This is a genomic window from Nitrosomonas sp. Nm51 (genome assembly GCF_900111165.1).
In the GTDB taxonomy this organism is placed as follows: Bacteria; Pseudomonadota; Gammaproteobacteria; order Burkholderiales; family Nitrosomonadaceae; genus Nitrosomonas.
The window spans coordinates 1-23,457 of the sequence record NZ_FOGH01000041.1; the positions used below are offsets into that span (position 1 = coordinate 1).

Annotated in this window: 23 protein-coding genes and 2 pseudogenes; 11 read left to right on the forward strand and 14 right to left on the reverse strand. The window is 47.1% G+C overall.

From position 1 onward, the window contains the following. On the forward strand, positions 1-188 hold a 188-nt coding region (locus BMY60_RS16045), incomplete at its 5' end, for a hypothetical protein (protein ID WP_218141691.1). 71 nt (positions 189-259) lie between these two features. Here BMY60_RS16045 and tnpA read toward each other — a convergent pair. From tnpA to BMY60_RS11615, 3 genes and pseudogenes are all read right to left on the reverse strand, one after another. Further along, positions 260-673, reverse strand: a pseudogene (gene tnpA, locus BMY60_RS11605) (IS200/IS605 family transposase). Positions 674-1,360: 687 nt separating this feature from the next. Next, positions 1,361-2,968 carry a di-heme oxidoreductase family protein gene (locus BMY60_RS11610; RefSeq protein ID WP_218141692.1) on the reverse strand — a complete coding sequence of 536 codons (1,608 nt, stop codon included), beginning with the start codon at positions 2,966-2,968 and terminating at the stop codon, positions 1,361-1,363. Positions 2,969-3,149: 181 nt separating this feature from the next. Next, positions 3,150-4,445 (reverse strand): imelysin family protein, encoded by a 1,296-nt coding sequence (locus BMY60_RS11615; RefSeq protein ID WP_177166662.1) that lies wholly within the window; start codon positions 4,443-4,445, stop codon positions 3,150-3,152. A gap of 692 nt (positions 4,446-5,137) precedes the next feature. On the opposite strand from BMY60_RS11615, the gene BMY60_RS11620 reads away from it, so the two are divergent. Genes BMY60_RS11620 through BMY60_RS11630 form a run of 3 tightly spaced genes read left to right on the forward strand, consistent with a single transcriptional unit; the run spans position 5,138 to position 6,880 of the window. Beyond that, complete coding sequence (locus BMY60_RS11620) at positions 5,138-5,800, forward strand: MotA/TolQ/ExbB proton channel family protein (RefSeq protein WP_090333799.1); 663 nt, start codon at positions 5,138-5,140, stop codon at positions 5,798-5,800. Continuing rightward, positions 5,790-6,185 carry an ExbD/TolR family protein gene (locus tag BMY60_RS11625; RefSeq protein ID WP_090333801.1) on the forward strand — a complete coding sequence of 132 codons (396 nt, stop codon included), beginning with the start codon at positions 5,790-5,792 and terminating at the stop codon, positions 6,183-6,185. Before BMY60_RS11620 ends, BMY60_RS11625 begins: the two co-directional genes overlap by 11 nt. Before the next feature lie 8 nt (positions 6,186-6,193). Then, positions 6,194-6,880 (forward strand): energy transducer TonB, encoded by a 687-nt coding sequence (locus BMY60_RS11630; RefSeq protein ID WP_256250809.1) that lies wholly within the window; start codon positions 6,194-6,196, stop codon positions 6,878-6,880. A gap of 23 nt (positions 6,881-6,903) precedes the next feature. Here BMY60_RS11630 and bfr read toward each other — a convergent pair whose 3' ends face one another. Further along, complete coding sequence (gene bfr / locus BMY60_RS11635; RefSeq protein WP_090333803.1) at positions 6,904-7,371, reverse strand: bacterioferritin; 468 nt, start codon at positions 7,369-7,371, stop codon at positions 6,904-6,906. Between the two features lie 364 nt (positions 7,372-7,735). After that, positions 7,736-8,338 (reverse strand): DUF4202 domain-containing protein, encoded by a 603-nt coding sequence (locus tag BMY60_RS11640; protein ID WP_090333829.1) that lies wholly within the window; start codon positions 8,336-8,338, stop codon positions 7,736-7,738. Between the two features lie 172 nt (positions 8,339-8,510). Between BMY60_RS11640 and msrB the strand changes: the two genes are divergently transcribed. Beyond that, positions 8,511-9,023: a peptide-methionine (R)-S-oxide reductase MsrB gene (msrB, locus tag BMY60_RS11645; protein ID WP_090333805.1), complete on the forward strand. Its 513-nt coding sequence runs from the start codon at positions 8,511-8,513 to the stop codon at positions 9,021-9,023. Here msrB and BMY60_RS11650 read toward each other — a convergent pair. The 6 genes from BMY60_RS11650 to BMY60_RS11675 all read right to left on the reverse strand — a co-directional run bounded on the left by BMY60_RS11650 (position 9,020) and on the right by BMY60_RS11675 (position 14,963). Next, complete coding sequence (locus BMY60_RS11650) at positions 9,020-9,238, reverse strand: hypothetical protein (protein WP_090333806.1); 219 nt, start codon at positions 9,236-9,238, stop codon at positions 9,020-9,022. The genes msrB and BMY60_RS11650 overlap by 4 nt on opposite strands. Before the next feature lie 76 nt (positions 9,239-9,314). After that, positions 9,315-11,483 (reverse strand): FAD-dependent oxidoreductase, encoded by a 2,169-nt coding sequence (locus BMY60_RS11655; protein ID WP_090333808.1) that lies wholly within the window; start codon positions 11,481-11,483, stop codon positions 9,315-9,317. A gap of 30 nt (positions 11,484-11,513) precedes the next feature. Then, a complete protein-coding gene (locus tag BMY60_RS11660) occupies positions 11,514-12,479 on the reverse strand; it encodes a radical SAM protein (protein WP_256250810.1) in 966 nt (321 codons plus the stop codon). Next, entirely contained in the window at positions 12,476-13,522 is a 1,047-nt protein-coding gene (locus BMY60_RS11665) for a methyltransferase domain-containing protein (RefSeq protein ID WP_090333809.1), read from the reverse strand. Before BMY60_RS11665 ends, BMY60_RS11660 begins: the two co-directional genes overlap by 4 nt. 27 nt (positions 13,523-13,549) lie before the next feature. Continuing rightward, the gene (locus BMY60_RS11670) at positions 13,550-14,266 is read right to left on the reverse strand and encodes a TIGR04283 family arsenosugar biosynthesis glycosyltransferase (protein ID WP_090333811.1); all 717 of its coding nucleotides are present in this window, start codon (positions 14,264-14,266) and stop codon (positions 13,550-13,552) included. Next, positions 14,259-14,963, reverse strand: a complete 705-nt coding sequence (locus tag BMY60_RS11675) for a TIGR04282 family arsenosugar biosynthesis glycosyltransferase (RefSeq protein WP_090333812.1) — start codon at positions 14,961-14,963, stop codon at positions 14,259-14,261. The genes BMY60_RS11670 and BMY60_RS11675 overlap by 8 nt, the downstream gene beginning before the upstream one ends. Before the next feature lie 636 nt (positions 14,964-15,599). Here BMY60_RS11675 and BMY60_RS11680 point away from each other — a divergent pair. Then, positions 15,600-15,986: a response regulator gene (locus tag BMY60_RS11680; RefSeq protein WP_090333814.1), complete on the forward strand. Its 387-nt coding sequence runs from the start codon at positions 15,600-15,602 to the stop codon at positions 15,984-15,986. Between the two features lie 36 nt (positions 15,987-16,022). Next, positions 16,023-17,510, forward strand: a complete 1,488-nt coding sequence (locus BMY60_RS11685) for a sensor histidine kinase (protein WP_090333815.1) — start codon at positions 16,023-16,025, stop codon at positions 17,508-17,510. Here the strand turns inward: BMY60_RS11685 and BMY60_RS11690 are convergent. From BMY60_RS11690 to dnaB, 3 genes are all read right to left on the reverse strand, one after another. Beyond that, entirely contained in the window at positions 17,496-18,188 is a 693-nt protein-coding gene (locus BMY60_RS11690; RefSeq protein ID WP_090333817.1) for a class I SAM-dependent methyltransferase, read from the reverse strand. The genes BMY60_RS11685 and BMY60_RS11690 overlap by 15 nt on opposite strands. A 65-nt stretch (positions 18,189-18,253) precedes the next feature. Next, positions 18,254-19,426 (reverse strand): FAD-dependent monooxygenase, encoded by a 1,173-nt coding sequence (locus BMY60_RS11695; RefSeq protein WP_090333818.1) that lies wholly within the window; start codon positions 19,424-19,426, stop codon positions 18,254-18,256. Between the two features lie 186 nt (positions 19,427-19,612). Then, a complete protein-coding gene (dnaB, locus tag BMY60_RS11700) occupies positions 19,613-21,007 on the reverse strand; it encodes a replicative DNA helicase (RefSeq protein ID WP_090333820.1) in 1,395 nt (464 codons plus the stop codon). A gap of 161 nt (positions 21,008-21,168) precedes the next feature. On the opposite strand from dnaB, the gene BMY60_RS11705 reads away from it, so the two are divergent. From BMY60_RS11705 to BMY60_RS16715, 4 genes and pseudogenes are all read left to right on the forward strand, one after another. After that, positions 21,169-21,417 (forward strand): lipocalin family protein, encoded by a 249-nt coding sequence (locus BMY60_RS11705; protein ID WP_090333821.1) that lies wholly within the window; start codon positions 21,169-21,171, stop codon positions 21,415-21,417. Between the two features lie 463 nt (positions 21,418-21,880). Then, positions 21,881-22,387 (forward strand): transposase, encoded by a 507-nt coding sequence (locus tag BMY60_RS11710; RefSeq protein WP_090333823.1) that lies wholly within the window; start codon positions 21,881-21,883, stop codon positions 22,385-22,387. Between the two features lie 142 nt (positions 22,388-22,529). Then, positions 22,530-23,033, forward strand: coding sequence for a hypothetical protein (locus BMY60_RS11715; RefSeq protein ID WP_090333824.1), 504 nt, complete (start codon positions 22,530-22,532; stop codon positions 23,031-23,033). Positions 23,034-23,054: 21 nt separating this feature from the next. Then, positions 23,055-23,389, forward strand: a pseudogene (locus BMY60_RS16715) (hypothetical protein). Positions 23,390-23,457: the final 68 nt, after the last annotated feature.

Below are 23,457 nucleotides of genomic sequence, written 5' to 3' on the forward strand. Positions count from 1 at the left end.
CCTTGCGGGCAAATTGCTCCAATTCCTTTTTATTCATCGTCTATCCTTTTAAAAATCTAATGATAGACATTTACACAGTTAGTGGGACAGTCTCCCGTGCTGCTGCGGATTCCATGTTCCCGGCCACGCCTGATCCAGCCATATCCAGCAATCAGGTTATGATGCGGATGCGTGGCTCCATGAAATAAACAGCCACCAATCAAAGCTGGTGGGTTAGTGACAATAGCTAAAGTCAGGATACGGGGGTCTTAAGATCCGTTTAGCCTTCGGTTCTGAAATTATCATCACCTTTAGGTTCAAAATGATGTTTCAAATAGTTTTGGATCATTTCTTCCGTCAGTTCTCCTGATGTTACACGAAAGTATCCTGTGCCCAAAAATGGCGACCCCAGTAGCGTTTTTTTAAGCCTGGAAAACTTTCAAACAACTTCGCAGAAGCTTGCCTTTGATGCGCCTCATTATTTCACTAGGCGCCATGTTCGGTGGCGCAGATACCAACATATGTACGTGATCCTGACTAACAACGCCTTTCAGAATCCCTATTTCAAATGCCGTATCAGTTCCCCGACTTTCAGTCCTATGTCACCTTTCAGTACCTTATACCGATGTTTTGTCACAAATACAAAATGATACTGTATCTTGAAAACTGTATGACTGCCATAACGATAGTCCATGATACTCCCCTATTTTTAGTATCATGGTACGTTCAAAATTTTAAAAGATAAATCTTACCGCCTTAAAGACGGTGGCTTTAACTTTACTTCGGGCTAATAACAATTACTTCACTATCAAATTTAGATAATAATGATAATGATAATGATAATCACTTGTACAGCAAAAAAATCTGCTGTATTATGATTCATCTCATAGAGAGTGGTGTTTTTCTAACAATGAATACCACACCAAGTAGCGCAAACATAAGCTATAACGGAATGATTGGAACAGAAATAATCTTTCAGGTGGCTCACCCGGCATATCAGTTAAATTGTCAGTCTCTTTCTTCTTTCCTTTCTTGACTGACTTTTTGATATGCCGGGTTTTTTCTTTGTTTATTTCGAAACGTAGTAATGCATTACCCATTACGACATTTGTTGACACATTGGTTTAGGCTCAACAATACAAACGCTGCAGCCGTGTACAACTCATCAATCATGGCCGATGGAGCGTATACTGGATGTGAGCCTTTGTAAACCCGCATTCGACCAGAAATATGCATTAGCTTAACCATTCCTTGCCGGCACAAACAACACCAGCTCAATGATTTGCAGTTAATCATCAAAGCACTGCATAGACTCAAAAAAACGATCAAGTAACACGGTGAAGTATTGCACACAGGCTTGCGTACATAATTACTGAAATCTTCAAAGTGATTCCAGAAATTTTATTAATGCCGCGCGGTCACTCGCGGGTGACACGCGAAACGACTCTTTCGCTTTTTCGGCTTCCCCTCCATGCCAAAGTATTGCCTCAGCTAAATTACGCGCACGTCCATCATGCAAGAAAAATGTATGATTATGCACTACTTTGGTATATCCAATTCCCCACAATGGCGGCGTTTTCCATTCTTGTCCGCTTGCCAGAAAATCAGGACGTCCATCCGCTAGCCCCGGCCCCATATCGTGCAGTAATAAATCCGTGTAAGGATGAATGACTTGATTAGAAACGGCCGGGACACCTTCCAGCTCACCCGTGATAACCGTTGGTTTATGACAAGCGGCACATCCCACTTGATCGAATAGAATCTGTCCTCTTTTAACGTCAGGGTCGTGAATATTGCGGCGTCCGGGCACTGCAAGCGTCTGAATATAAAAAACGACATCGTCAAGCACACCCGGCTTCAGTTCCGGATCATCGCTTAAACCGTCATTCTGGCTCTGACCCACTGTACTTTCCTGCGGCAACAACTCATTGGTAACGCCGATATCATCACGATACGCACCGGCATTCTGGACCAACACTGAAGGCACGCTGGCTTTGTAGCCAAAACGCCCAATTACTGTTGTTTCACTTACCATATCCCACACATAATTGACGCGACCTGATATACCGTCATTATCCTCGTCGTTTTCATCGGCCCATTCAAGCAAAGTCTGCTCTGGAATGGCCTCGAGCAAACCTCGGCCGAAAACCGGCGGAGCTACCCGTGGGGAAATTAAATATTCACCGGGCAATTCAGTGTAGGGATCTGCAATTGTGAAAACAGGCTGGCGCAGCTGATACGGCTCGCCGTCACCATATTGACCTTCAATTGTGATATATGCCGTTTCTACTCTAGCCTCCGGCTGGACGCCAAAAATCGCACTATCAAGCAGCTGGGTACCAAATCCGGGCACCGGCAGCGGCCCGCCTGTTTTCGGATCCGATCCCGGAACGCTTAGGCGCAGGAAAAAAGTATTTGAAACACCGCCTTCTTCGGGAGGAATTCCCCGGCCATCCTTGGGATGACATGCCACACAACTGTTATTGTTAAATACCGGGCCCAGCCCGCTATTCACCACAGCTGGTGCGGTGACAAATGCCTGCTCAAATTCGTTATCGCCAATGAGATGTCTGGCAAGACCCTCATCATCCAGATTGGGTGCGGGATTGGCAAATGCAGTGCTGCTTTGATCAAACAGCGTTGTATCACCACCGGAAAACTCGTTATTGACAGCAATCACTTCAATGTTCGAAAAGGCGCTTTCACCGTCCTGGTTATAGGCGGCGACTGCGACATAAATCATTGTTCCATTGGCCAGTGTTGTGGAGACATTTGTTTTTAATCCAAGATCGACAACGCTAATCGCATTATCAGAGGCATTGATTGGATACGGCGTCCAATAAAGTTTATAACCATCGACATTTCCTGACAGTGTCCATTGAGCGCTCGCTTGCTGCCCTTCGACTGTGTATGTGACAACGGGCGCTGCTGGCGGCGCCGCCTGAACCGGAAAGACTAAACAAATCAATAATAAAATAAAATAGTACATATCGAATAGACAATAGGTTGACCGGGGGTCTATTTAAGAAATATTTTTATACTGAATAGCCGTAAGCTATTCATTTTAATGAATAATTATCAGGATCAAAATCTGAGGCGCCGGTAAACTGAACAAAAATACATGATGAATTTCCCATTTAATTTTAATGGAAAATCCGGGGCTCATTTAATCATTGCGCGATGGCTGACAATCGGTTCGACAATGTAACCAAAAGTGCATTTACCGCGTTTATAGCTTCCTGCACTTCCGCAGTAAGCAGTGATTCGGCAAACGGCTGGGGAATCGCATCAATGGCGGCAATCGCTGCCTCAATCTGGTTATTGATTGTTTCATCCAAATCCGGATCGACCGACTTGACCAGAGCGTTTATACCGGGTCCTTCGAACAATAAATAGTTTCCGGTGTAAACGTTGCGAATTCCCCGAACATTATCCATAAAATCGGCGCGCGAATTAAAGCTGAATTGCGATTCAACCAGGGTTGCATCGCCAATTCTTTGCGGTTCTTCGAGCTTCACACTTGCCAGTTCGCCCGCAATACCGATTAGACCGTTAACCATTTCTTGGAGTGCAGCCGATTGACTGGTATATATCGCGCTGCCGACACCCGCCTGCGCAAATTCTGCAAGAAAATTCCCATCATTTGGACTCCAGGCTTGCGCCAAGGATTGCGTATCATTAGCCAACACACTCGCTACTGCACCCAAATACATTAATTCTCTCTCTGTAAAGTCCGTACTTGTCTTATTGCCATCCACTCCGTATAACAAAAACTCCAACACATGGAAGCCTTTCAAATCGTCGTTGAATGCACTGACTGTTTCGACGTTTAATGCTGTATCGCTATCCAGCACATTTTGCAAATCGGTTGAATTTACCGGCCAGCTATCCATCGCCGGGTCCAGTCCTGCGGTATCAACAGGACCGAATAAAAAAGCTTCCGATTGTTCCCAGGGTCTCCGCGTCGTAACCCAATGCTTCTGCGCTGCGGCAAGATGATCGTCATTTTGTTCCAAGCGTAGTTTATCTACCGCGGCACTGAGTTCTTTCGCACGATCAGCCAGGTCGCGATAGGTATTGTAAATGACATTGCCTGCATAATTTTGAATCACCTGTTCTAGGGAAGGCGTGCTGGATTCTGCTGAAACTACGAGTCGATGCGGAACTGAATAGGGACTGGGGCCATCCGCATTTTCCGCACGCACAGAAATATAGTAACCGTTCCCTGCCGGAAGGGTTACACTGATACGGTTTGTATTGCCCATGTCAAATTCACCAAGTAGTGCGCCGTCAACAAGACTGGATACAAAAAATGTATAATTATCGGCACCTGGAACTTCATCCCAATAAAAATGTACTCGCGGTCCGTCGGGGGAAATGTATAACGATGGTGTCGCTGGCGGTTTTGCCCACGCAGCTGTTGTTAATAACATACCGGCAATTATGAACATTATTCGATTTTTCATAAAACTCATCATCCTCAAATTTTAGTGAATACTAGTGAATACGTTTAAATGATAAATACCGACCGAAGCACGTCGGCAGACGACCAGACCAGGGAGGCTGTCCATTAGCGAGTTCCCTCATGAGATTCTAAAATGACCCAAAGTCGTCAATTTTTACCCAGAAAACTACAAAATTTTATCCGAAACCATAATTAAACCTGTTTTTATAAACAGAATATCGTTAATTATATTAGCACTTTTTGCGCACAAATAGTAATCAGAATAAGAATCATTTTGATTATTATAAATGAAAAGCACCCCCCCATTTACTAGTGCTCTATCAATATGATATTGCCGGGTTCAGTGCGCTTGTCAGTGTACACGGCAAGGCGTGCCCTGCACGCAACAGTCGTTCTGTTGTCAAAAGGCGCAACGCAGACCATGGACGCTGACAAGCTTACCCACAGGGCGTTACCGTGGTGTTCTGCAACTGCGTTACAGTGCTTGAAAAGGGAACAACCCTGTCCTGTTGTGCTGCGCCTTGCTGCATAACACCATGGTAATGCTGTACCAGGCAATATCATATTGATAGAGCGCTAGGGGATGTAGAAATATACAGCTTTACTTTATCTTTACATATTTATTAGTGATTATTATCATTATCATTATCATTGTCATTTATTTCTATTACTAAACTGCTTGAGACTGATTTTATGAGTGAAAGTGACATGCTATTACTGGGAGAGTTACTGCTAAAAGGAGGCTGGACGATGGTCCCGCTTTATGCGTGCTCAATCGCCGGTCTTGTCGTGTTCGCGCATAAACTCATTGTGTATCGAGCCGCTCGGCTTTCAGACTTAAGCTGGGAGCCGGATGTGATAAAACTGATTCGGTCTGGTAATTTATCTGCCGTTCCAGCCACTCTCAATCATTCCGCGCATCCTGCAGTCAATGTTGTCAATGCGATTGTCTCAGCGTTAAAGGAGCGGCCCGCGCAAGCAAAATCTGAAGCGATCAGGGTCGCCAGCCTGGAACTCCAGAAGCTTGAGAGAAATCTTTCGCTACTGTCGTTTCTTGCGCAGGTTGCACCACTACTGGGTTTACTGGGCACCGTCCTCGGCATGATTGACTTATTTTCGGGTTTTCAGCAAGGAGGCAATTCAAACATCAATCTGGCAGAACTTTCTGCAGGGATCTGGAAAGCATTGATCACAACAGCTGCCGGTTTGGCAATTGCCGTGCCGACACTGGCAGCCCATAGCTATCTGTCGAGCCGGGTCGATAATGTACGCCTTGATTTAAGCGATCTGATCCAGCGCATTTTGTACGCCACACCCCTGACACAGCCGGAAACGGCAAAAAACGATGGAATTTGAAACACGCAAACGGGTAACACCCAACATTAATCTTGCCGCTTTGGTCGATGTCGTCTTCATTCTGGTTATCTTTATTGTGCTGGGCGCAAATTTCCACCGCATTCAAACACTTGATGTTTCAATCCCCGTTGCAGAGTCGACCGGACAGGCAGATAGCAGATCTCTGGTCATAACCATTCCTGCATCAGGTCAGCTTGACCTTCTGGGAAAAAAAATTGATCCGGAAAATCTTAAAAGCGCACTGCGCGCAAAGGTTGCTGATTTTGAGTCAGTATTGCTGGTAGCCGATCAGTCTGCACCGGTTCAGCGGGTTGTACAGATTTTAAGCGATGCCCAGGTGGCGGGATTTGTTTCTGTCAGTATCGCAACCCAGGAACCCGAATAACAACGGACATGAGTTCATTACAAAACTGGGGCATTCCTATATTCACGTCGCTATTGTTTCATACCGTAATTATGCTGCTGCCGGTTCAGCATGGAAACCAGAGAGAAAATAAAGACGTTCGGGAAATGACATTTCGGTTAGTATCACTGCCTCAAAAAACTCAAGCTCCTTCCGTTGAAAAAGCAGTTTATCAACCCAAAAGAAAACCATCTCCGCCAGAAATAACGCACACGCGCCCTAAGCCGCAGAAGTCTGTACCAGCAAAAACGGCCGGAATTCCAATTCAGAAAAAAACCGAGGCCGCATCTGATGAACCTGATCCGGCACCCCAACCGCCTGCTACTGATCTGGCAGCTGTTACGCAATCACTATCGGGCAATTCATCACCAGGCAATATGCCTGCGGATCCGGTAGTATTATCCACGGAATTATCCGTAATCTGCCCCGAATTCAAGGCGCCATCCTATCCCAGAGCCTCCCGGCAGCTTGGTGAATATGGCGATGTAGTATTAAGGCTTGAAGTCAGTAAAGCCGGCGTTGTCAAATCAGTCCAGGTTGTCAATAGCAGTGGTTATCAACGCCTGGACAAGGCTGCCATCGAAGCAACCAGAACCTGGCGTTGCAATCCACCGCATCGGAACGGCCGACCTGTCAGCACTATTGCGCTGCAGCCGTTCAGCTTTGTTTTACAATAAATGCCTTATTTGAAAACCAGACATCATATCTGTGACTGCAGATAATTTTCCAGACCGACCTTTTTAATCAGGCCGAGTTGTTTTTCCAGCCAATAGGCGTGGTCTTCTTCTGTCTCACTCAGCAAACCTTCCAGGATTTCCCTTGTCTGGTAATCCTGCTCCTGCTCACATACTGCGATGGCATTGCGCAGCGCAGTAATTACGCTCCGTTCCAATTCCAGATCATTCTGCAGCATGGCCGGCACGTTCTTGCCAATCTTGAGTGGGCTGCGATTGCCCACAGTCGGGATACCTTCCAGAAGCAAAATTCGTTTAATCAGCAGGTCTGCATGCTGTTTTTCATCGTCCATTTCATGATCAATGCGCTCAAACAGTTTACCGAAACCCCAGTCATCATACATGCGTGAATGCGTAAAATACTGATCCATCGCAGTTAATTCATCAGCAAGCAGTTCATTCAATATGTCAATGATTTTTGTGTTGCCTTTCATGATTTTCTCCTTTTACAGGGCTGCTGTCAGCCTCGTTAGCACTTTTGATCTACCACGTGTCACTGATAACAACATACCCTTCGGTTAATATTTTGAATTTTTGACGAAACAGGTTGCATTATAAATACCAACAATAACAAGAGCAATAGTAACCGTATGATTATAAATAAGAATAATTATCAGCATTGTTTCTGGCACGACTCGAACAATAAATTTTTAACTCATCCGAAGGCCGTTATGTCAACCGCAGCACCGACAAACCCTCCCAAATTTCGTCATTCAATATAACATTTGCAGCATAACATTAATATCTGCTCCAATATCCAAGTCCCAGATTTAATGCGCTACAACAAGCAGTTTAGGTTTATTTTTCCCTCACTTTCTTTAGCAACTCATCCACCGGTGTTGGCAGTGTAATCTGTCCAGCTTGAACAAACCGGTGCGCCTGATCGGACAGCTTGTTCCAGATCCGGCGGGTAATATCACTCCACTTCGCCTCATTGTATTCCGGATGGCCAGCCGCAAAGCCGGATAGATAGTGTTCCAAAAAAACCAATCCGGCAACATCTTCAAGCAGCTGCGCATCGGGATTTGTCTTGAGCGACTGTTTGCCGATGATTTTTTTTACGCGCGCGATGAATGGTTGCTGGTAGCCGGCCTGTTCCAGCAAGCCTGCAGCAGTATCGGCATGAAAGGAATATAGCGTAGCACGCCATTGATGGTAGCCTTTTCGGTTCATTGGGTAGTCGCTGCGAGGCGATTTCCAGCGCTGAATATGCTGCGCCCTGACGGCTATCCTGACGGCGTCATCGGCATCGGGTGCATAGCGTTCCAGCATCTGCGACATGCGGTGCGCGTACAGCAGTTCTTTGGGCCAATCCTTGCCTTCGCAGGTTTCCGTATTCGGGTCTTCGCGATTGGCGGCGTCGATCAGCGCGGTGGCGGTATCGAAACGTTTTTCGGTCATTTCGTCATAATCCCCAAAGAAATTGAATTTTCCAGGTTGCAGCAGTCGCGCATACACCCATATTGCCAAAATTCGACCGTCAGGTTATCGTATCATACGATATTGAACAGTTTACAGTATTCCCGCGCAACACAAGTCATTTACGTGCCGGGGAATCGCAGAGGAAGTATTGATGAATAGACGTACCGTATTAAAAGGCTTTGCGGCAACGACTGTACTGCCGCTAATACCGGGTTGCGCAAAAGTAGTAGGTGAAGCCGCAAGTCCGGTAATACCGTTGAACAAACCGCGCAAGGAATGGCGCGGACTGGTCTCGCCGAGAGCTTATGAAATATTGTTCGAGGAAGCGACGGAACGGCCTGAATCGAGCAATCTGGTGTATGAAACGCGTGAAGGCACCTATTTGTGCGCTGCATGTTACCTACCGCTGTTTAAAAGCGCGTACAAATATGAAAGCTGGACCGGCTGGCCGAGCTTTACCAAACCAATTGACGGTCATATAGCGACCAAGATAGATTTCAAAATGATCTGGCCACGCACCGAATACCACTGTATACGCTGCGGTGGCCATCAGGGCCATGTTTTTAAGGACGGTCCGCCACCGCGTGGCGAGCGCTGGTGCAACAACGGCTATGCGCTAACGTTTGCGCCGATTGAAGAAACATTGCCTGCGCTCAGAAGCTAGTACTCTATCAATATGATATTGCCGGGTTCAGCGAGCTTGTCAGTGCACATGGCAAGACGTGCCTTGCAGGCAGTAGCCGTTCTATTGTCAAAAAGCGCAACGCAGACCATGGACGCCGGCAAACTCACCCACAGGGCGCCACCGTGGTGTTCTGCAACTGTGCTCAGTACTTGAAAAGAGAGTAACCCTTTCCAGCGTGCTGTACCTTGCTGCATAACACCACGGTAACGCTGTACCTGGCAATATCATATTGATAGAGCACTAAGGAGTATTTCACCAATGCCGCGGACGTTATCTGCCCGGCTGGTTCTTCTTCTCACCGCGCCGCCAGGCATGAAACTTTTCAACCCACTGCAGCAGTTTCTCCGGCGCATGCGCGCGTTTCCAGTCGCCCGCAGCGTATTTATTGGCTTCCGGCCAGGTCGGATAAGTATGGATAGTGTCAAGGATTTTGTTGAGCCCCAAACCGTGCTTCATCGCCAGCACATATTCAGCTAATAAATCGCTGGCATGTCTGCCGACTATGGTCACACCCAGAATGCGGTCCTTACCCGGTACCGTCAACACTTTGATGAAACCGTGCGCCGCTTCGTCTGTAATAGCGCGATCAAGGCCGTCAAGATCATAACGTGTTACTTCCACAGCTGTGCCACGTGTGCTGGCTTCATCCTCTGACAGCCCTACCCGGGCGACTTCCGGGTCGGTAAATGTCGTCCACGGAATAACTGAATAATCCGCTTTAAAACGTTTGAAATCGCCAAACAGCGCATTGACCGACGCATACCACGCCTGATGCGCCGCGGTATGGGTAAACTGATATGGTCCCGCAACATCGCCGCAGGTATAAATATTCGGATAAAGCGTCTGCAACCAGGCGTTGGTTTCGATGGTATGCGCTGACGTAACCGGAATGCCCAGTTCTTCCAGGCCGAACCCGGTTGTGCGCGGCATCCGGCCGACTGCACACAAGATGGCGTCAAAAATGATCGTCTGTTCCTGGCCATCCCGATCCTGTACGATGAGCTGCTGGACTTTGCCATCCGGTCCATGTGCAATCTCACAACGCACGGCCTTGGTTTGCGTCAACAACTGCACGCCGTCATCCAGCAAGGCAGTTTTGATCAGCGCCCTGACATCGGCGTCTTCACGTTGCAACAGATCGCCCTGTTCCACCTGGGTCACCTGACAACCGAGCCGTGCAAAAGCCTGTGCCAGCTCGCAGCCGATCGGCCCGCCACCCAGCACCACCAGTCGTTCCGGACGTTCCGTCAGTGACCAGACAGTATCGGAAGTATAATATCGCACCGATTCCAGTCCCGGAATAGCCGGTATCACTGGGCGCGCGCCTGAGGCGATGACGATGGCGCGCGTTGTCAGCACCTGTCCGTTAACCTCCACCGTCCATGGCGAAGTAATACGTGCATAGCCCTGTACGACGTCCACACCCAGCCGGGTGTAGCGTTCGATGGAATCATGCGGCGCCACTGTTTTAATAATGCGATGCACCCGTGCCATCACATCCGTAAAATCATAGTCAACCCGTGTTTGCCTGATACCGAGCGACGCAGATTGTTGCGCTTCTTTCAAAAAGCCAGCCGATCGGATCAGTGCCTTTGATGGCACGCAGCCGTAATTGAGACAATCGCCTCCCATTTTACGGCCTTCAATCAGCGTTACTCTGGCACGCACCGCCGCTGCGATATATGCGGTCACCAGACCAGCGGCACCCGCGCCGATAACGACCAGATTACGGTCGAATGTGTCCGGTTTCGGCCAGCGCGCGTACAAGCGGTGTCTTTTGACCAATCCGACACTCCAGCGCGCCAGCCATGGAAACATGGCCAGCAGCAGAAACGACAGAATTAACGCCGGTGACAGGATATCCGACAGGCTGCCGATTGACGCGATCTGCGTACCCGCATTGACATAGACCGTACTGCCTGGAAACATCCCAACCAGGCTGGCCCAGAAAAACGTCACGCTGCGGATACGGGTCAGCCCCATTAACAAATTGATCAGAAAAAACGGAAAGGCAGGTACCAGACGCAGCGAAAACAGATAAAATGCGCCGTCGCGTTCGAGCCCGCGGTTAATCGTCTCCAGGCGGCCGCCGAAACGGCGCTGCACGCTATCGCGCAGAATATAGCGTGCAGCCCAGAATGCCAATGTCGCACCGGCAGTGGCAGAGACCAGCACAACCGGCACCGCGACCCATAAACCGAACATCGCTCCGCCCGCCAGCGTCATCACCGCGGCACCCGGCAAAGACAACGCAGCCATTACGATATAGGTAATTGAATAAATGCCGATAATGTAGAACGGTTTTTCTTCGTAGGCCTGCAGCAAAGCTTCATGACTGGTTTTCAGCGTATCCAGACTGAAATAGCGCTGCAGATCAAATGCAAAAAACAAAATAACGAGCAGGCCCAGCAGACCCAGTAGCCACCAGCGTTTGTTCATTTGAATGCCCTTTTGTATTAAGACCCGGCTTTATTTCATTTCGCTGCATGAAGCGCCGAATTTAAAACAACTGTAGCAACGGTGATGCTTCATACTGACAGCAATTTTCAGACTCTCGGTCAGCGTTTCGGCCAGCGCATAGTCGGCATCATCGTCAACCAGCGTGCAAGCATATACCCTGCATCGGTTACTCTGTTTGACCACCATGCGGCTGAATGCACACATAAATTCGCGACGTGATGCTTCGGTCTGAAAATCGAGCATGCAGCTTTGGGTAATCTGCGGCGCGGAGACAACGGTTTCAGGGGGATAAAATTCCGGAAATTCAATCCGATGCAGGCTTTCAGGTAATCCGGCTGCGCGGAACACGCTCGCAAAACGCTGCGCGGCCTGCTCCGCAGCCATGTCAGGCAATATCTGGCTGGCCACGGACAACTGAAAACCCATTTCATGCAGCCTGCGCATACCTTCCAAGGCGAGCGCGAACATGCCTTCTCCACGGCCTTTGTCATGTTCAGCAGCGTCAAAATGATCCAGACTAACGCGAAAATGCAGCGGATGCGCGTAATCCAGTAATGACTGGAGCCGGTGCATGCGTCTGATCAGTGGTTCTGTAGCATTGGTCAGCACCAGGCAAGGGCGATGGCGCAATGCATAATCCAAAATACGGACAATATCTTTGTTGATGAAAGGTTCGCCACCGGTAAGTGAAAATTGCTGAACGCCGAGCGTCAGCGCTTCGTCGATATAAGGTTTGGCGTCATCAAAGCGCATCAACTGAAGACGGTTGTCGCCCGGCCTGGAGCCTTCCAGACAAAACGGACATGACAGATTACATGCCGTGCCGGTATGCAGCCACAATTCGTCCAGTCCATGGGCGCGAACAAACCCGCGCGGCTCGCCTTTCGAAGTCACATACCATGCAGGCGAGCGTTTGTACGGTTTCTCTGTGCGCGCAGGCGCAATCGCCATCACCTCTTTAATATCCGTCTTCAACAGCAACCGCCTTTGGATTCGCCGGGCATGCCGTCATCAAACGGAATCCCCATGCCACATCCGGGGAAAATGCCGTAATGGCGGTCGAAATTTCCATAAAAATCAAAATGCGCTGCGAAACGCGTATCATGCAGCATGCGCCAGGTGTTGCCGCAAACCGGAAACTGTCTGCCCGTCTCAATAAAGTGATGTTTATCGAGCATGAATGCGTGTGGATAATGCGGGACGGTGCCACGATAAGCCACCGCCTGCCCGTGATCTTCACAGGCCAGCTCCAGTTCGGGCAGTTTGAATAAACGATAAGTAGCCGAATAAAACTGAATATTTCCAATTTTGTCCCGCAACTGTGGATCATCAATTGTAATCGGCCGGTCCGTGACAAGACGCGGATCGATAAATCCCTGCGCGCGTGCAAGCGGCACAAAATCATTCCAGTATAAAGCGCCGCTTAAGCATTCGCCATAGAGCAGCGAATCGTTGACAAGTGCTTTCGGGATGCGCCGGTCGCTGTAAACATCGGAAAAGTAAAGTTCGCCGCCCGGTTTCAACACCCGGTAAGCCTCGCGCAACACAGCCGCTTTATCCATCGCCAGATTAATCACACAATTCGAGACAATGATATCGATGCTCGAATCTGCCAGATCCAGCTCATCAAGCTGCTCGATGTAACCGTATAAAAAGCGCACGTTACTGCGCCGGTATCCAAAGGCATGCCGGTGAAATTTTTCATGCTTGCGCGCGACGGCAAGCTGTTCCTCGGTCATATCGACGCCGATGACTTTTCCTTTCTCACCGACCAGCTGAGACAGCAGATAAACATCACGTCCCGCGCCACAACCGAGATCGAGAACCGTCAATCCCTGCAGTTGTTCAGGCAGCACAAGGCCGCATCCATAGTAGCGCGACAGCACTTCATCGTGTACTTTGGCCAGCAATGGCTTGATATATTCCGGCAATCTTGCATCGGTGCAGCAGGCATTTGTTTTCAGATCGTGCGTGCCTGACAGTGTTTCCCCATAATATTTTTGTACAACTTCTTGCATAACTGTTCCCCGAATTTAAGGTAATTATCAATACTGTTTCATATGCGGCTGCTTGGCCAGTACCTGCTTTGAATGATAGCGTGCCGCCAGCACATCAGGCGTTACGCCGCACGCAAACTTCAGCGCCAGTTTGCGGTTATACCAGGTCCGCCGCCACCAGCCATCCCGCCGCCAGCGGCGCGAATCGACAAAAATAGGCTCGCTCAACGCAACAAATTTGCCCAATCGCCGCGCACCATGCACCAGTGGCACTTCCTCAAACAACGGCCACGGCGCATGGCCGCCCGCTGCATGGTAACTTTCACGCCGCATAAAAAACCCCTGGTCGCCATACGGCACGCCAAAGCGGCAACGCAATGCGATTGCCGGTTCCAGTATTATGGCAGGCCACTTTCTCGGCACATCAAAACGAAATTTAAAGAAGCCGCCAACTGCTCCCTTATCAATCACATGCCTAATCGCTGCAAAAGCATTTTTCGACAAACGCGTATCCGCATGCAAAAACCACAACACCGCACCTTGCGCCAACGCCGCACCGGCTGACAGCTGCCGCCCCCGGCATGGACGGCTGGGCAACCAGTGCGCATCGTAAAAATTGCTGATATTCCGGCAGACGACACTGCTTGCCCCATCCACCACAATGATTTCATGCGCAAAATCCTGCATGCCCTGCAATTGCAGCAGCAGATTGCGCAACTTTTTTTCATCCCGGTAACAGGGAATAATAATACTGAATTCAGGCATGCGGGATATGATCCATGTTAACGTTCAGGTCTAACGCTATTGTTCTGGCCAGCGCATGCAGCGCACGGCGGGCCGGTCGCCGGTCGGCCTCAAGCAAACGCAGTAATCGAAAAAAATCATCCGGCTCGTCAATATCGTAACCTTCATTCAATATGCTCACTGTTTTCATTTCACTTTCGCACCGGGCGGCCAGCGACACACCAAGACAGTCTGTACTCCAGGGCAACATCGATAAATCCGGCCATGCGCACCGGTTGGCCATTAACACAACGCCACCATCTATAGCAGGCATCAGAACCGCATCGTTTTGATGCAAACGCGACCGTACTGCCGCATAGTCTTTCTCGTTCAAACCTGGCGCATCGCTGCCGATATACACCAGCCGCGTTTTATTCTGCGCGCGCAGCGCGGCGTCTAGCGCATTTAGCCGCTGGCCCAGATTGCCTGAGGTCTGCGGCATCACCCTGCACGGAAAACGAAACTGCATCACCTGTTGTTGCGCCCAACCGCTATCCTGATCACTGGCCGGCGCCAACACCACCGGCCCCGGCCACGTAACCGCGTCCTCCATTGCGCAATTCAATAGCGCCTGTGCAATCTGCAGCGCCCGTTCCTCACCAAAGCTGGCCGCCAGCCTTTGCTTGCCTACACCCAGTTGTGGTTTTTTGTGCACCAGCACAAGTATTGCATCCGTCATGTCCAATTATTGCCATACTATTCTGTTCCTGCATCTTTTTTACTACCGGATGCTTATTAGTTACCGCTTGACTGATGCTGCCCCACTTTTGTCGAAGCGGGCTCGCAAGTCTTACACCTGTTCAAAATACCACCTCGAGTCGCGCTTCTTCACATTTTTTTTATAAGCTTACTTTTATAATGGGTATTGTATTTGCTTATATTAGTGGATTAAAAGGGCAACACATGCGAAGGCATCTTATGATACCGGCTAACCTAGTGTTTAATTGCATTAATTCGATATATACTTTTAAAAAAATATTTTTTTATAAAACAATTGGTTGAATTGGTTGATCTGAAAAATAATACACATTATTTTTACAATTAAACACTAGTATTCTGCCCATATGACATTGCCTGGCACAGCATTATCATGGTAACGCCCTGTGGGCGAGCTTGAAAGTGCCCGTGGTCTGCGTTGCGCCTTTTGAAAATAGAGCGGCTATTTCCTGCAGGACACGCTTTGCCATGCACACCGACAAGCACACTGAACCATGAAATATCATAGGGATAGAGCGCTAGCAGTATTGTTTATTTGCATTTTACTTATATATTCTGTCTAAACAAAAACATTACAATGAACAAAGAGGACAGTAACATGACAAAACGAATCGTACATGTTGATGACGATCCGGATATTCGCGATGCCGTAGCCCGTATTTTGAGAAAAAATGGTTATGCGGTTGAACACTATCTGACCATGAAGGATTTTATCGCTTCACTGGAACAGAACAACAATGCGCCCGATCTGGCCATACTCGATGTAATGGTCGAATCGATGGACGCGGGCCTGACGGCTTATGCCGAAATCCAGAAAAACTATCCGTATATTCAAACCATTTTTTTAACATCACTGGGCGACATGATCCGGCCTTATTTTGACAAGGAATCTGATAAATGGGTCTGCGTAATGGAAAAGCCTGTTGAGCCCGAAAGCTTGCTCAGCATTATCGAAGATCGCCTTGCTCAAAATGCCAATGGGTGAACCGGTCAAGCCAAAAAATTATAATGAGGACCAGTTATGGCCAGTGTTCAATTTGACTGGAAAAAATCCCCAAATTCAGCCGCACTACCTGTCAGCAACAATTACAGCGATTGTGCAGCCAAACTCAGTGATGACATATTAATCAGCAATATCCGCTGGTTTATCATTTTTCGCTGGGGCATCATCAGCGCACTGATCCTGATTCATGTCATAGCACTGCTGACACCGGACACATTAATACAATTTCGCGTTATCGAAGAAAACAACTGGCCGATCACCATTACGTTGATCCTGGGCATAGCCAATCTGTTTTATATCTATGCGCTGAACTACAGCAAACCCGGCAAATTCAATACGCCGTCGATTAATCTCTGGTCGCAGATCATTATCGACCTGATCTGTCTGTCTGTGGTCGTGCATTTTATCGGCAGTACGGCAACACCTGCACCTTTTTTCTATATTTTGCATATCGCGCTGGCCTGTATTTTTTTCTCAACGCTAGAGAGTTTGCTGGTCGCCTTGATTGTCAGCGGCATGTATACCATTGTGCTGTTAATCGAATATTCATTCTCCGGGCAGTTTTCCATGACGATCCCCATTGATCCCGCTGCCGCCCAGAACGGCAAAACCAGAAATCACATGCTTTTCTGGATGATCGCGCTGGATGTGCTGTTTTTTACCGTCTGGTATCTTGTTTCACGGCTGTCACTTGTCGTCAGGGCGCATGAACACCGGCTGGCAGAAGCTTACAAACGCATTAATCAGGCGCAGCATGAAAAAGATCAGTACGCAGTCCTTATGACGCACCAGCTCAAATCGCCTCTGGATGCCATACGCAGCAAAATTAATCTGATCAAAGGCGGCTATTGCGGTGAAGTTCCACAGGAGATCAAGGAAGCGCTGCTCAAAATAGACCGCCGCGCTACAAATATGGCCAGCCTGATCCTGGATTTACTCAGGCTTCAACGCCTCAAGGAAACCTGCTCATGCAACGCCGATAACAAACCGGTCGATATTCGGGAAACTGTGCAGAAATGTATCGAAAAACTGACCCCCGTGATTAATACCAAAGGCATAACCTTCAATGTTTCTATTGAATATTTCTTCTACAAAAGCATACCCGATCAGATGGAAATTCTGATGGAAAACATTATTGCCAACGCTATTACCTATTCGCATGAAAACGGCTCGGTTGAAATTACGTCGAACCTGAATAAACGAGACAACAGTGCGACACTGACCATTACCGACCATGGTATCGGCATCGAAAAAGATGATCTGCCGAATATTTTCAACGAATATTTCTACTCGCCGCGCGCTGCTTTACACAACAAAGCCACCAGCGGCATAGGCCTGTCGATTGTCAAAATTGCGGCCGAGAACAACCATCTGAATATCAATGTCAACAGCGAGCCCGGCAAAGGCACTGCTTTCGCCATTTTCTTTCCTGAAATACAATTTTCCGAAACAAAACAGAAAGCTGCGCTTAATGAAGCCCTTGGCAATTCGCTACAACAGCAGTGAAAGTCCGGAATCTGCGCGTTTAGCAGCGCGATAAAATGCAAGTGTTCCGAAAATGGTATTAAATACCTGTTGCTGAGCAACTTCGCAGAACCCGGCCTGTTCGAAGAATTCTGGCAATCTCCCGGCGACGTTATCACGAGTATTGCCGAAACCGTCAATCAGCTGCACTGGAAAAAACAAACATCGCATTACCGGATTCGCGGCACGTCCCCAGTCCATGACATGCACCTGCCCGTCCGGTTTCAAAACACGCAGCATTTCCGCTGCAGCCCGCCTTTTACTGTCTTGTGTCAAATGATGAAACAACAGGCTTGAAAGTATCCGGTCAAAATGATTATCCGGATATGGTAACCGTTCCGCAAATGCGCGAACGAAATGAATGCCGGTTTGCGCTTGTTTGGCTTTTCGGCTGGCCAAAGACAGTATTTTAGGGTCGCAATCAAGCGCTGAAATTTCAATTCCCGGAAAATGCTGCTTAATCAGAATAGCCAGCGATCCCGTTCCACTGCCAAGATCAAGCACGCGCTGCTCATTAGCCAACTGAGCCTGCATCGTTAGCGTATACCAGCGCCGAAGCCCGTAACCTGCGCATCCTGCAACCCAGTCATATAAGGGAGTCAGCCTGTGAAAGCCCAAAGCTGGCACAAATTTTTTGCTGTCAGTTACAGGTTTTTTCATTATCCGCCGCTGGCACTGCTTGCAGCATCCATTGACCTTCGATTCGGCCGGAGATCATGTGACTGTTAGCCTCTTGCACCAAAAATCATACGCCGCGAAACAAAGCGTTTCATTGGCGGGCAATTGTCCAGTACGATCAGTCCCATACCGCACAGATGTTTCAACAGGGTATTGTCATTGGAAAACAGTTTGATCAATGAGTCTGTAAATATGCGCCCCCCTTGACCGTCAATGCGCCGAAGCTGGCTGTATCTTGCCAGCATTGAGGGGGTGCCTATTTCTCTATTGTCTGAAACAGCAGCGAGCAATACCTGCGCCAGTTCATATGCATCTCTTAAACCAAGATTAAAGCCTTGACCGGCCACTGGATGCAACGTTTGTGCCGCATTGCCTATAAGCGCGATACGTTGTGATGTAGGCGGAATCGCATATTTAAGCGACAAAGGAAAGCCCGCTCGCTTCCCGGCAGCGATAAATCGGCCCAACCGATCGCCAAAATGCGCGTGCAACCGATGAAGAAAGTACTTCTCATCCAGCGCCAGAATAGTGTTTGCCGTTTCGGGGGACGTCGTCCAGACAAGCGCAAAATCACTCCCTGACGGCAACAATGCAACCGGACCATCTGATGTAAACCGCTCGTATGCAATACCGGTCTGAGGAGTTTCTGCTTTAACATTGGCCACAATTGCCCACTGTTCATATGCTTGAGTTTGGAAGGCAATATCTGCAATTTGACCGCCAAGATGACCACCGTCCGCCAGTACCAGTAACTTTGCCGACATGTTATTTTCAATATCTTCATGTGCATATTGAACATGGCCTGATAGCTGGTCCGTTGCAAATGCTTTCACAGTGGCGCCTATTTGATACTGGATTCCGTTTTCCAGTGTTGCGTCATATAAGGCATGATACAAATCGTGATAATTAACAACATAGCCTAATGCCGGCACACCGGCATCTTCGGCTGTCAGTACGGTGCGGCCAAAAAAACCTTTATTGGAAATATGAATGGTTTTAATAGACGTATGCCGGCGCAGCTTGTCCCACACCCCCAATCGTTGCAAAATCAAATAGCTGCCGTGTGACAATGCCAGTGGCCGCTCATCACCCACTTTCTCGGGCAGACCACGTGCCTCCAGGAGCATGACAGTCAGGCAGCTGCCGCGCAGCGCCAGCGCCAAAGCCATTCCCACAGGACCACCCCCTATAATGACAATATCGCAATTCTTATCTTGCATGAATGTTTTTTTAAAGTTTTGCAGTCAAACTTTCAGTGTTCTTGTGTTCTTGTTTCATTAAAAATAAGCCGGTCACTATTGACTGATTACCCAGCAGCTACAAAAACGCATACTAAACATGTTTGCAGAGAAAAACCTGTAAACGAAACATTCTTTTATAGAAGACTGGGCCAAAACACTTGCAACCTAATAGTATTCCTGTTTGGCATAACTCTCAAAGCGCGTATATTCACCCAGAAAGGTTAAATTAACCTTGCCGATCGGCCCGTTGCGCTGCTTTCCAATAATAATTTCAGCGACACCCTTATCCTGCGTTTCAGGATTATAAACTTCATCGCGATAGATAAATAAAATAACATCAGCATCCTGTTCTATAGCGCCTGATTCACGCAGATCAGACATAACCGGACGTTTATTGGGTCGCTGCTCGAGACTACGGTTCAGTTGTGAAAGTGCGATAACCGGTACTTTTAATTCTTTAGCCAAGCTTTTAAGTGCGCGGGATATTTCCGATATCTCAGTTGCTCTATTTTCTCCAGGACTGTTTGATGTCATAAGCTGCAGATAATCGACAACGATCAATCCAAGTTCACCATACTGGCGATAAAGCCTTCTTGCCCTTGCCCTGACTTCCAGCGCACTCAGTGCTGCACTCTCATCAATATGAATAGGCGCATCACTTAGCTTTCCCAAAGCATGCGTTAACTTAGGCCAGTCATCATCATCCAGCCGGCCTGTGCGTACTTTGTGCTGGTCAAGCCGGCCTACTGAACCCAATAAGCGCATAGCCAGTTGCGCACCACCCATTTCCATACTAAATACCGCTACCGGCTTTTCCAGCTCCAACGCTACATGCTCCGCAATATTCAATGAAAACGCCGTCTTTCCCATTGACGGGCGTCCAGCGATGATAATCAGATCACCGGATTGGAAACCAGAAGTTTTCTGGTCCAAATCTTGGAATCCTGAAGCGACACCGGTCACATCATTGGGACTATCCCGGCTATAGAGCAATTCTATTCGTTCGACCACTTCTTTCAATAGCGGTTGAATATCGACAAATCCCTGATTGCTGCGCGCACCTTCTTCTGCAATTTCAAACACTCTTGACTCGGCTTCATCCAGCAGGTCAACAGCCGAACGACCGGCAGGATTAAATGCAGATTCCGTTATTTGAGCGCCCACCTGCGCCAAATTGCGCATAATAGAACGTTCCCGTACGATTTCAGCATACCGTTTGATATTTGCCGCAGAAGGCGTGTTCTGCGCCAGGGCGCCGATATACGGAAGCCCCCCGGCCGTTTCCAGTTCAGCGGACAACTCAAGTGACTCGGCAACTGTTACAACGTCGGCCGGCCTGTTCTGTTCGATTAGTTTGCAAACATGCTGAAAAATCAGCCGGTGGTCATGACGGTAGAAGTCTTCGCCAGTAATGATATCTGCAATCTTATCCCAGGCCTGATTATCCAGCATCAGCCCACCTAGCACCGATTGTTCCGTTTCAACAGAATGCGGCGGCGTTTTATAGGCTTCCAGCACTTCTCTGGCACTGGCATTGACGTTGAATATGGGTTGAGCCATAAATAATTTTTAGCGGATACTAATTCTAAGATACCAAGACCTGATTTTAGCACTTACTGAATTGCTGTTAGCAAAAAGTAAATAAAAAGTATTACCGGTAAACTTGTAAGATACAAGAATTAAGCTGATTAGGGGGTCCGTGGGATTAGATCGGGACGGGCATGCCGGATGGCGTTGTTCCCTCTATTAATTTTGACGAGCGCCGCTATCTTGGAAAATGGTATGGAATTGCCCGGCTGGATCATGAGAATTATCAATACGCATTCGCCTCCGGCCATAACACATCTTTTTTGTGGCTGCTCTCAAGAACGCCCGCGGTCAGTGAAGAGGTGAAAGAACGGTTTATCGCGATGTCGAGGAGTAGACTGGGTTTCGACACGCACGAGCTTATATTTGCACAACACAAATGACTGTTAGGATTGTTGATTCCAAAAAAAAATACAGGATTGGTTCTTTCAGGACGAACGTTTTTTGATCAAAACGGACCAGCCATTTTGTTGGTTTGAATCAGCATAAATTACCTGCTTTGCGCCAAGACATAGCGTTGTCGAACCAAATTTTTAGCATATTAGAGGAATGGGAGCACGTATTGCAAGGGCTTAGTGGAGATATTTTTATGGATATGCCTGAGCCTGAATTCTGACCCGAATATCAATTTCAATTTCGTTTTTAAAGCCGGATCATTTTGATCTGGCTTTTTTATTTTCTAGGCGACAATATCTACTGGAAGGCTTGGGGTTCGTGATTTGTTCAAGGCTTAGAAAATTAAAAATCGTCAAAGCCAAGTTGAGTTACTGGATCGTTTATACTTTATGCATAAAGACAACCTTTCAAGGTGCTACCATTTACTTATAACGCGATCTAAAAATATTTATGAATCATATGGTTAATTGTAATAAATGCTTCAAGCATTATAATTCTGTAATTTCTAGAAATTGTTCGTTCTGCCAAAAATATGGGTTTCAAGAAAATATTTTATGTGACCTGGCTCGAAATATTCAAAATAGCAGAGAAATTGAATGTTTTGCTTTTAAACCGAACATATCAGTCGTTGGTGAAAATAAAGAAATTTTTGAATCTGTTCCCAATAGTGAAAATGACAAAGAGTTAGCCGAACGTCATAAATGGTTAAAGGCTTATGCAGTTCAGCAACTAAAATCAAATCCTGACCAAAGAATATGTAATTTAAATTTTCATGTTTGTCTTGTTATAAGAAACCGTGAAAATTTGCTGGTGGATATTGTAGATGAACCCATTGATAATCTCTCTGTATTCCGAAAAGCAGAAGATAAATACGACTGTAAAATAAATCTTTTGTGCGTAGGTTCTGACCATGTACATCTTCACATCAATACAACACCAAATTTATTCCATCGATGAAATCATAAACTATGTTATTGAACATCTGAATTCTGACATCAAAAATGAATTTCCTGACTTGTTTAGCAACAGAAAAGTAATATTTGAAAAGTCGTATTTCGGTGAAACAATTGGCTAAGTTATGTAATTTTGAGATCAAGATATGTTGATTCGTAAAGAACAGGCAGATACGTTTCTAGAAAAATACAAAAGTATCATGGCACATCTTAATGGCGGGGGTATACCTTCAGGAATCAAGGAGTATACCGCATTAAGATCTGAAATTTACAAGCGCATAGAAGGTATTGATAAAAATTGTAAAGAACTTGTCGGTGAACAGTTTATAGAATCTTTAAGGTCAGCAATATGCACCAATTTTGTTTACCTTAAAAAATACCGGAACGGCTATGTTCTGCAAGATACCGAAAGTGGTATTTACTACCAAGTCGCTGCTTTGACGACACCACTTGAAGAATTTCTCCCTGAGTTTTGTTACATAGAAACTGCTATTGTTCCATTTGAAAATCACCTCCTATGTGATGGTTTAGTTTTCTCTAGAAATATATTGATCGGTAAAAATATGGCAAAAGAAATTCGAGATGGCTATTGGGAAGCTAAACGCACTGGGGGGTTAATAGTGAATTCAGCAAGCATGACAAAGTGTTAAATATTATTCTGCTAAAAAACTATGCAAATAATCAGGTGTACACAAAAGCTTCAGAAGGAAATGGGGCTAAAAAAAAGCGATCCAGCAGAATCAGAACCAACATTCTCATTCTTTGGTTCTTGGCATGCTAATTTGTTACACATTGATAGAAAAAATGTGTTCTTTTTGTAAATGAGAAAACGCTATTCAATTTTATCGTTCCTGACATCAATCGTGCTTTAATCAAAGAATTGAACAGATTATTTATTAACCACTTATCTTGTGTTGTAGCGGCAGAAGGGTTGTCCGAAAAAATTCAAGAAGCTATTAGATCAGAGTATGTTGACACCGGTCGAAAATTGACCAGAAAAGGCTAGTTGTACCGGTTGAAAATTGACCAGGTAATTCACGTATCCTGCCTAAATTTTAAGCAGGAGAAATTAAG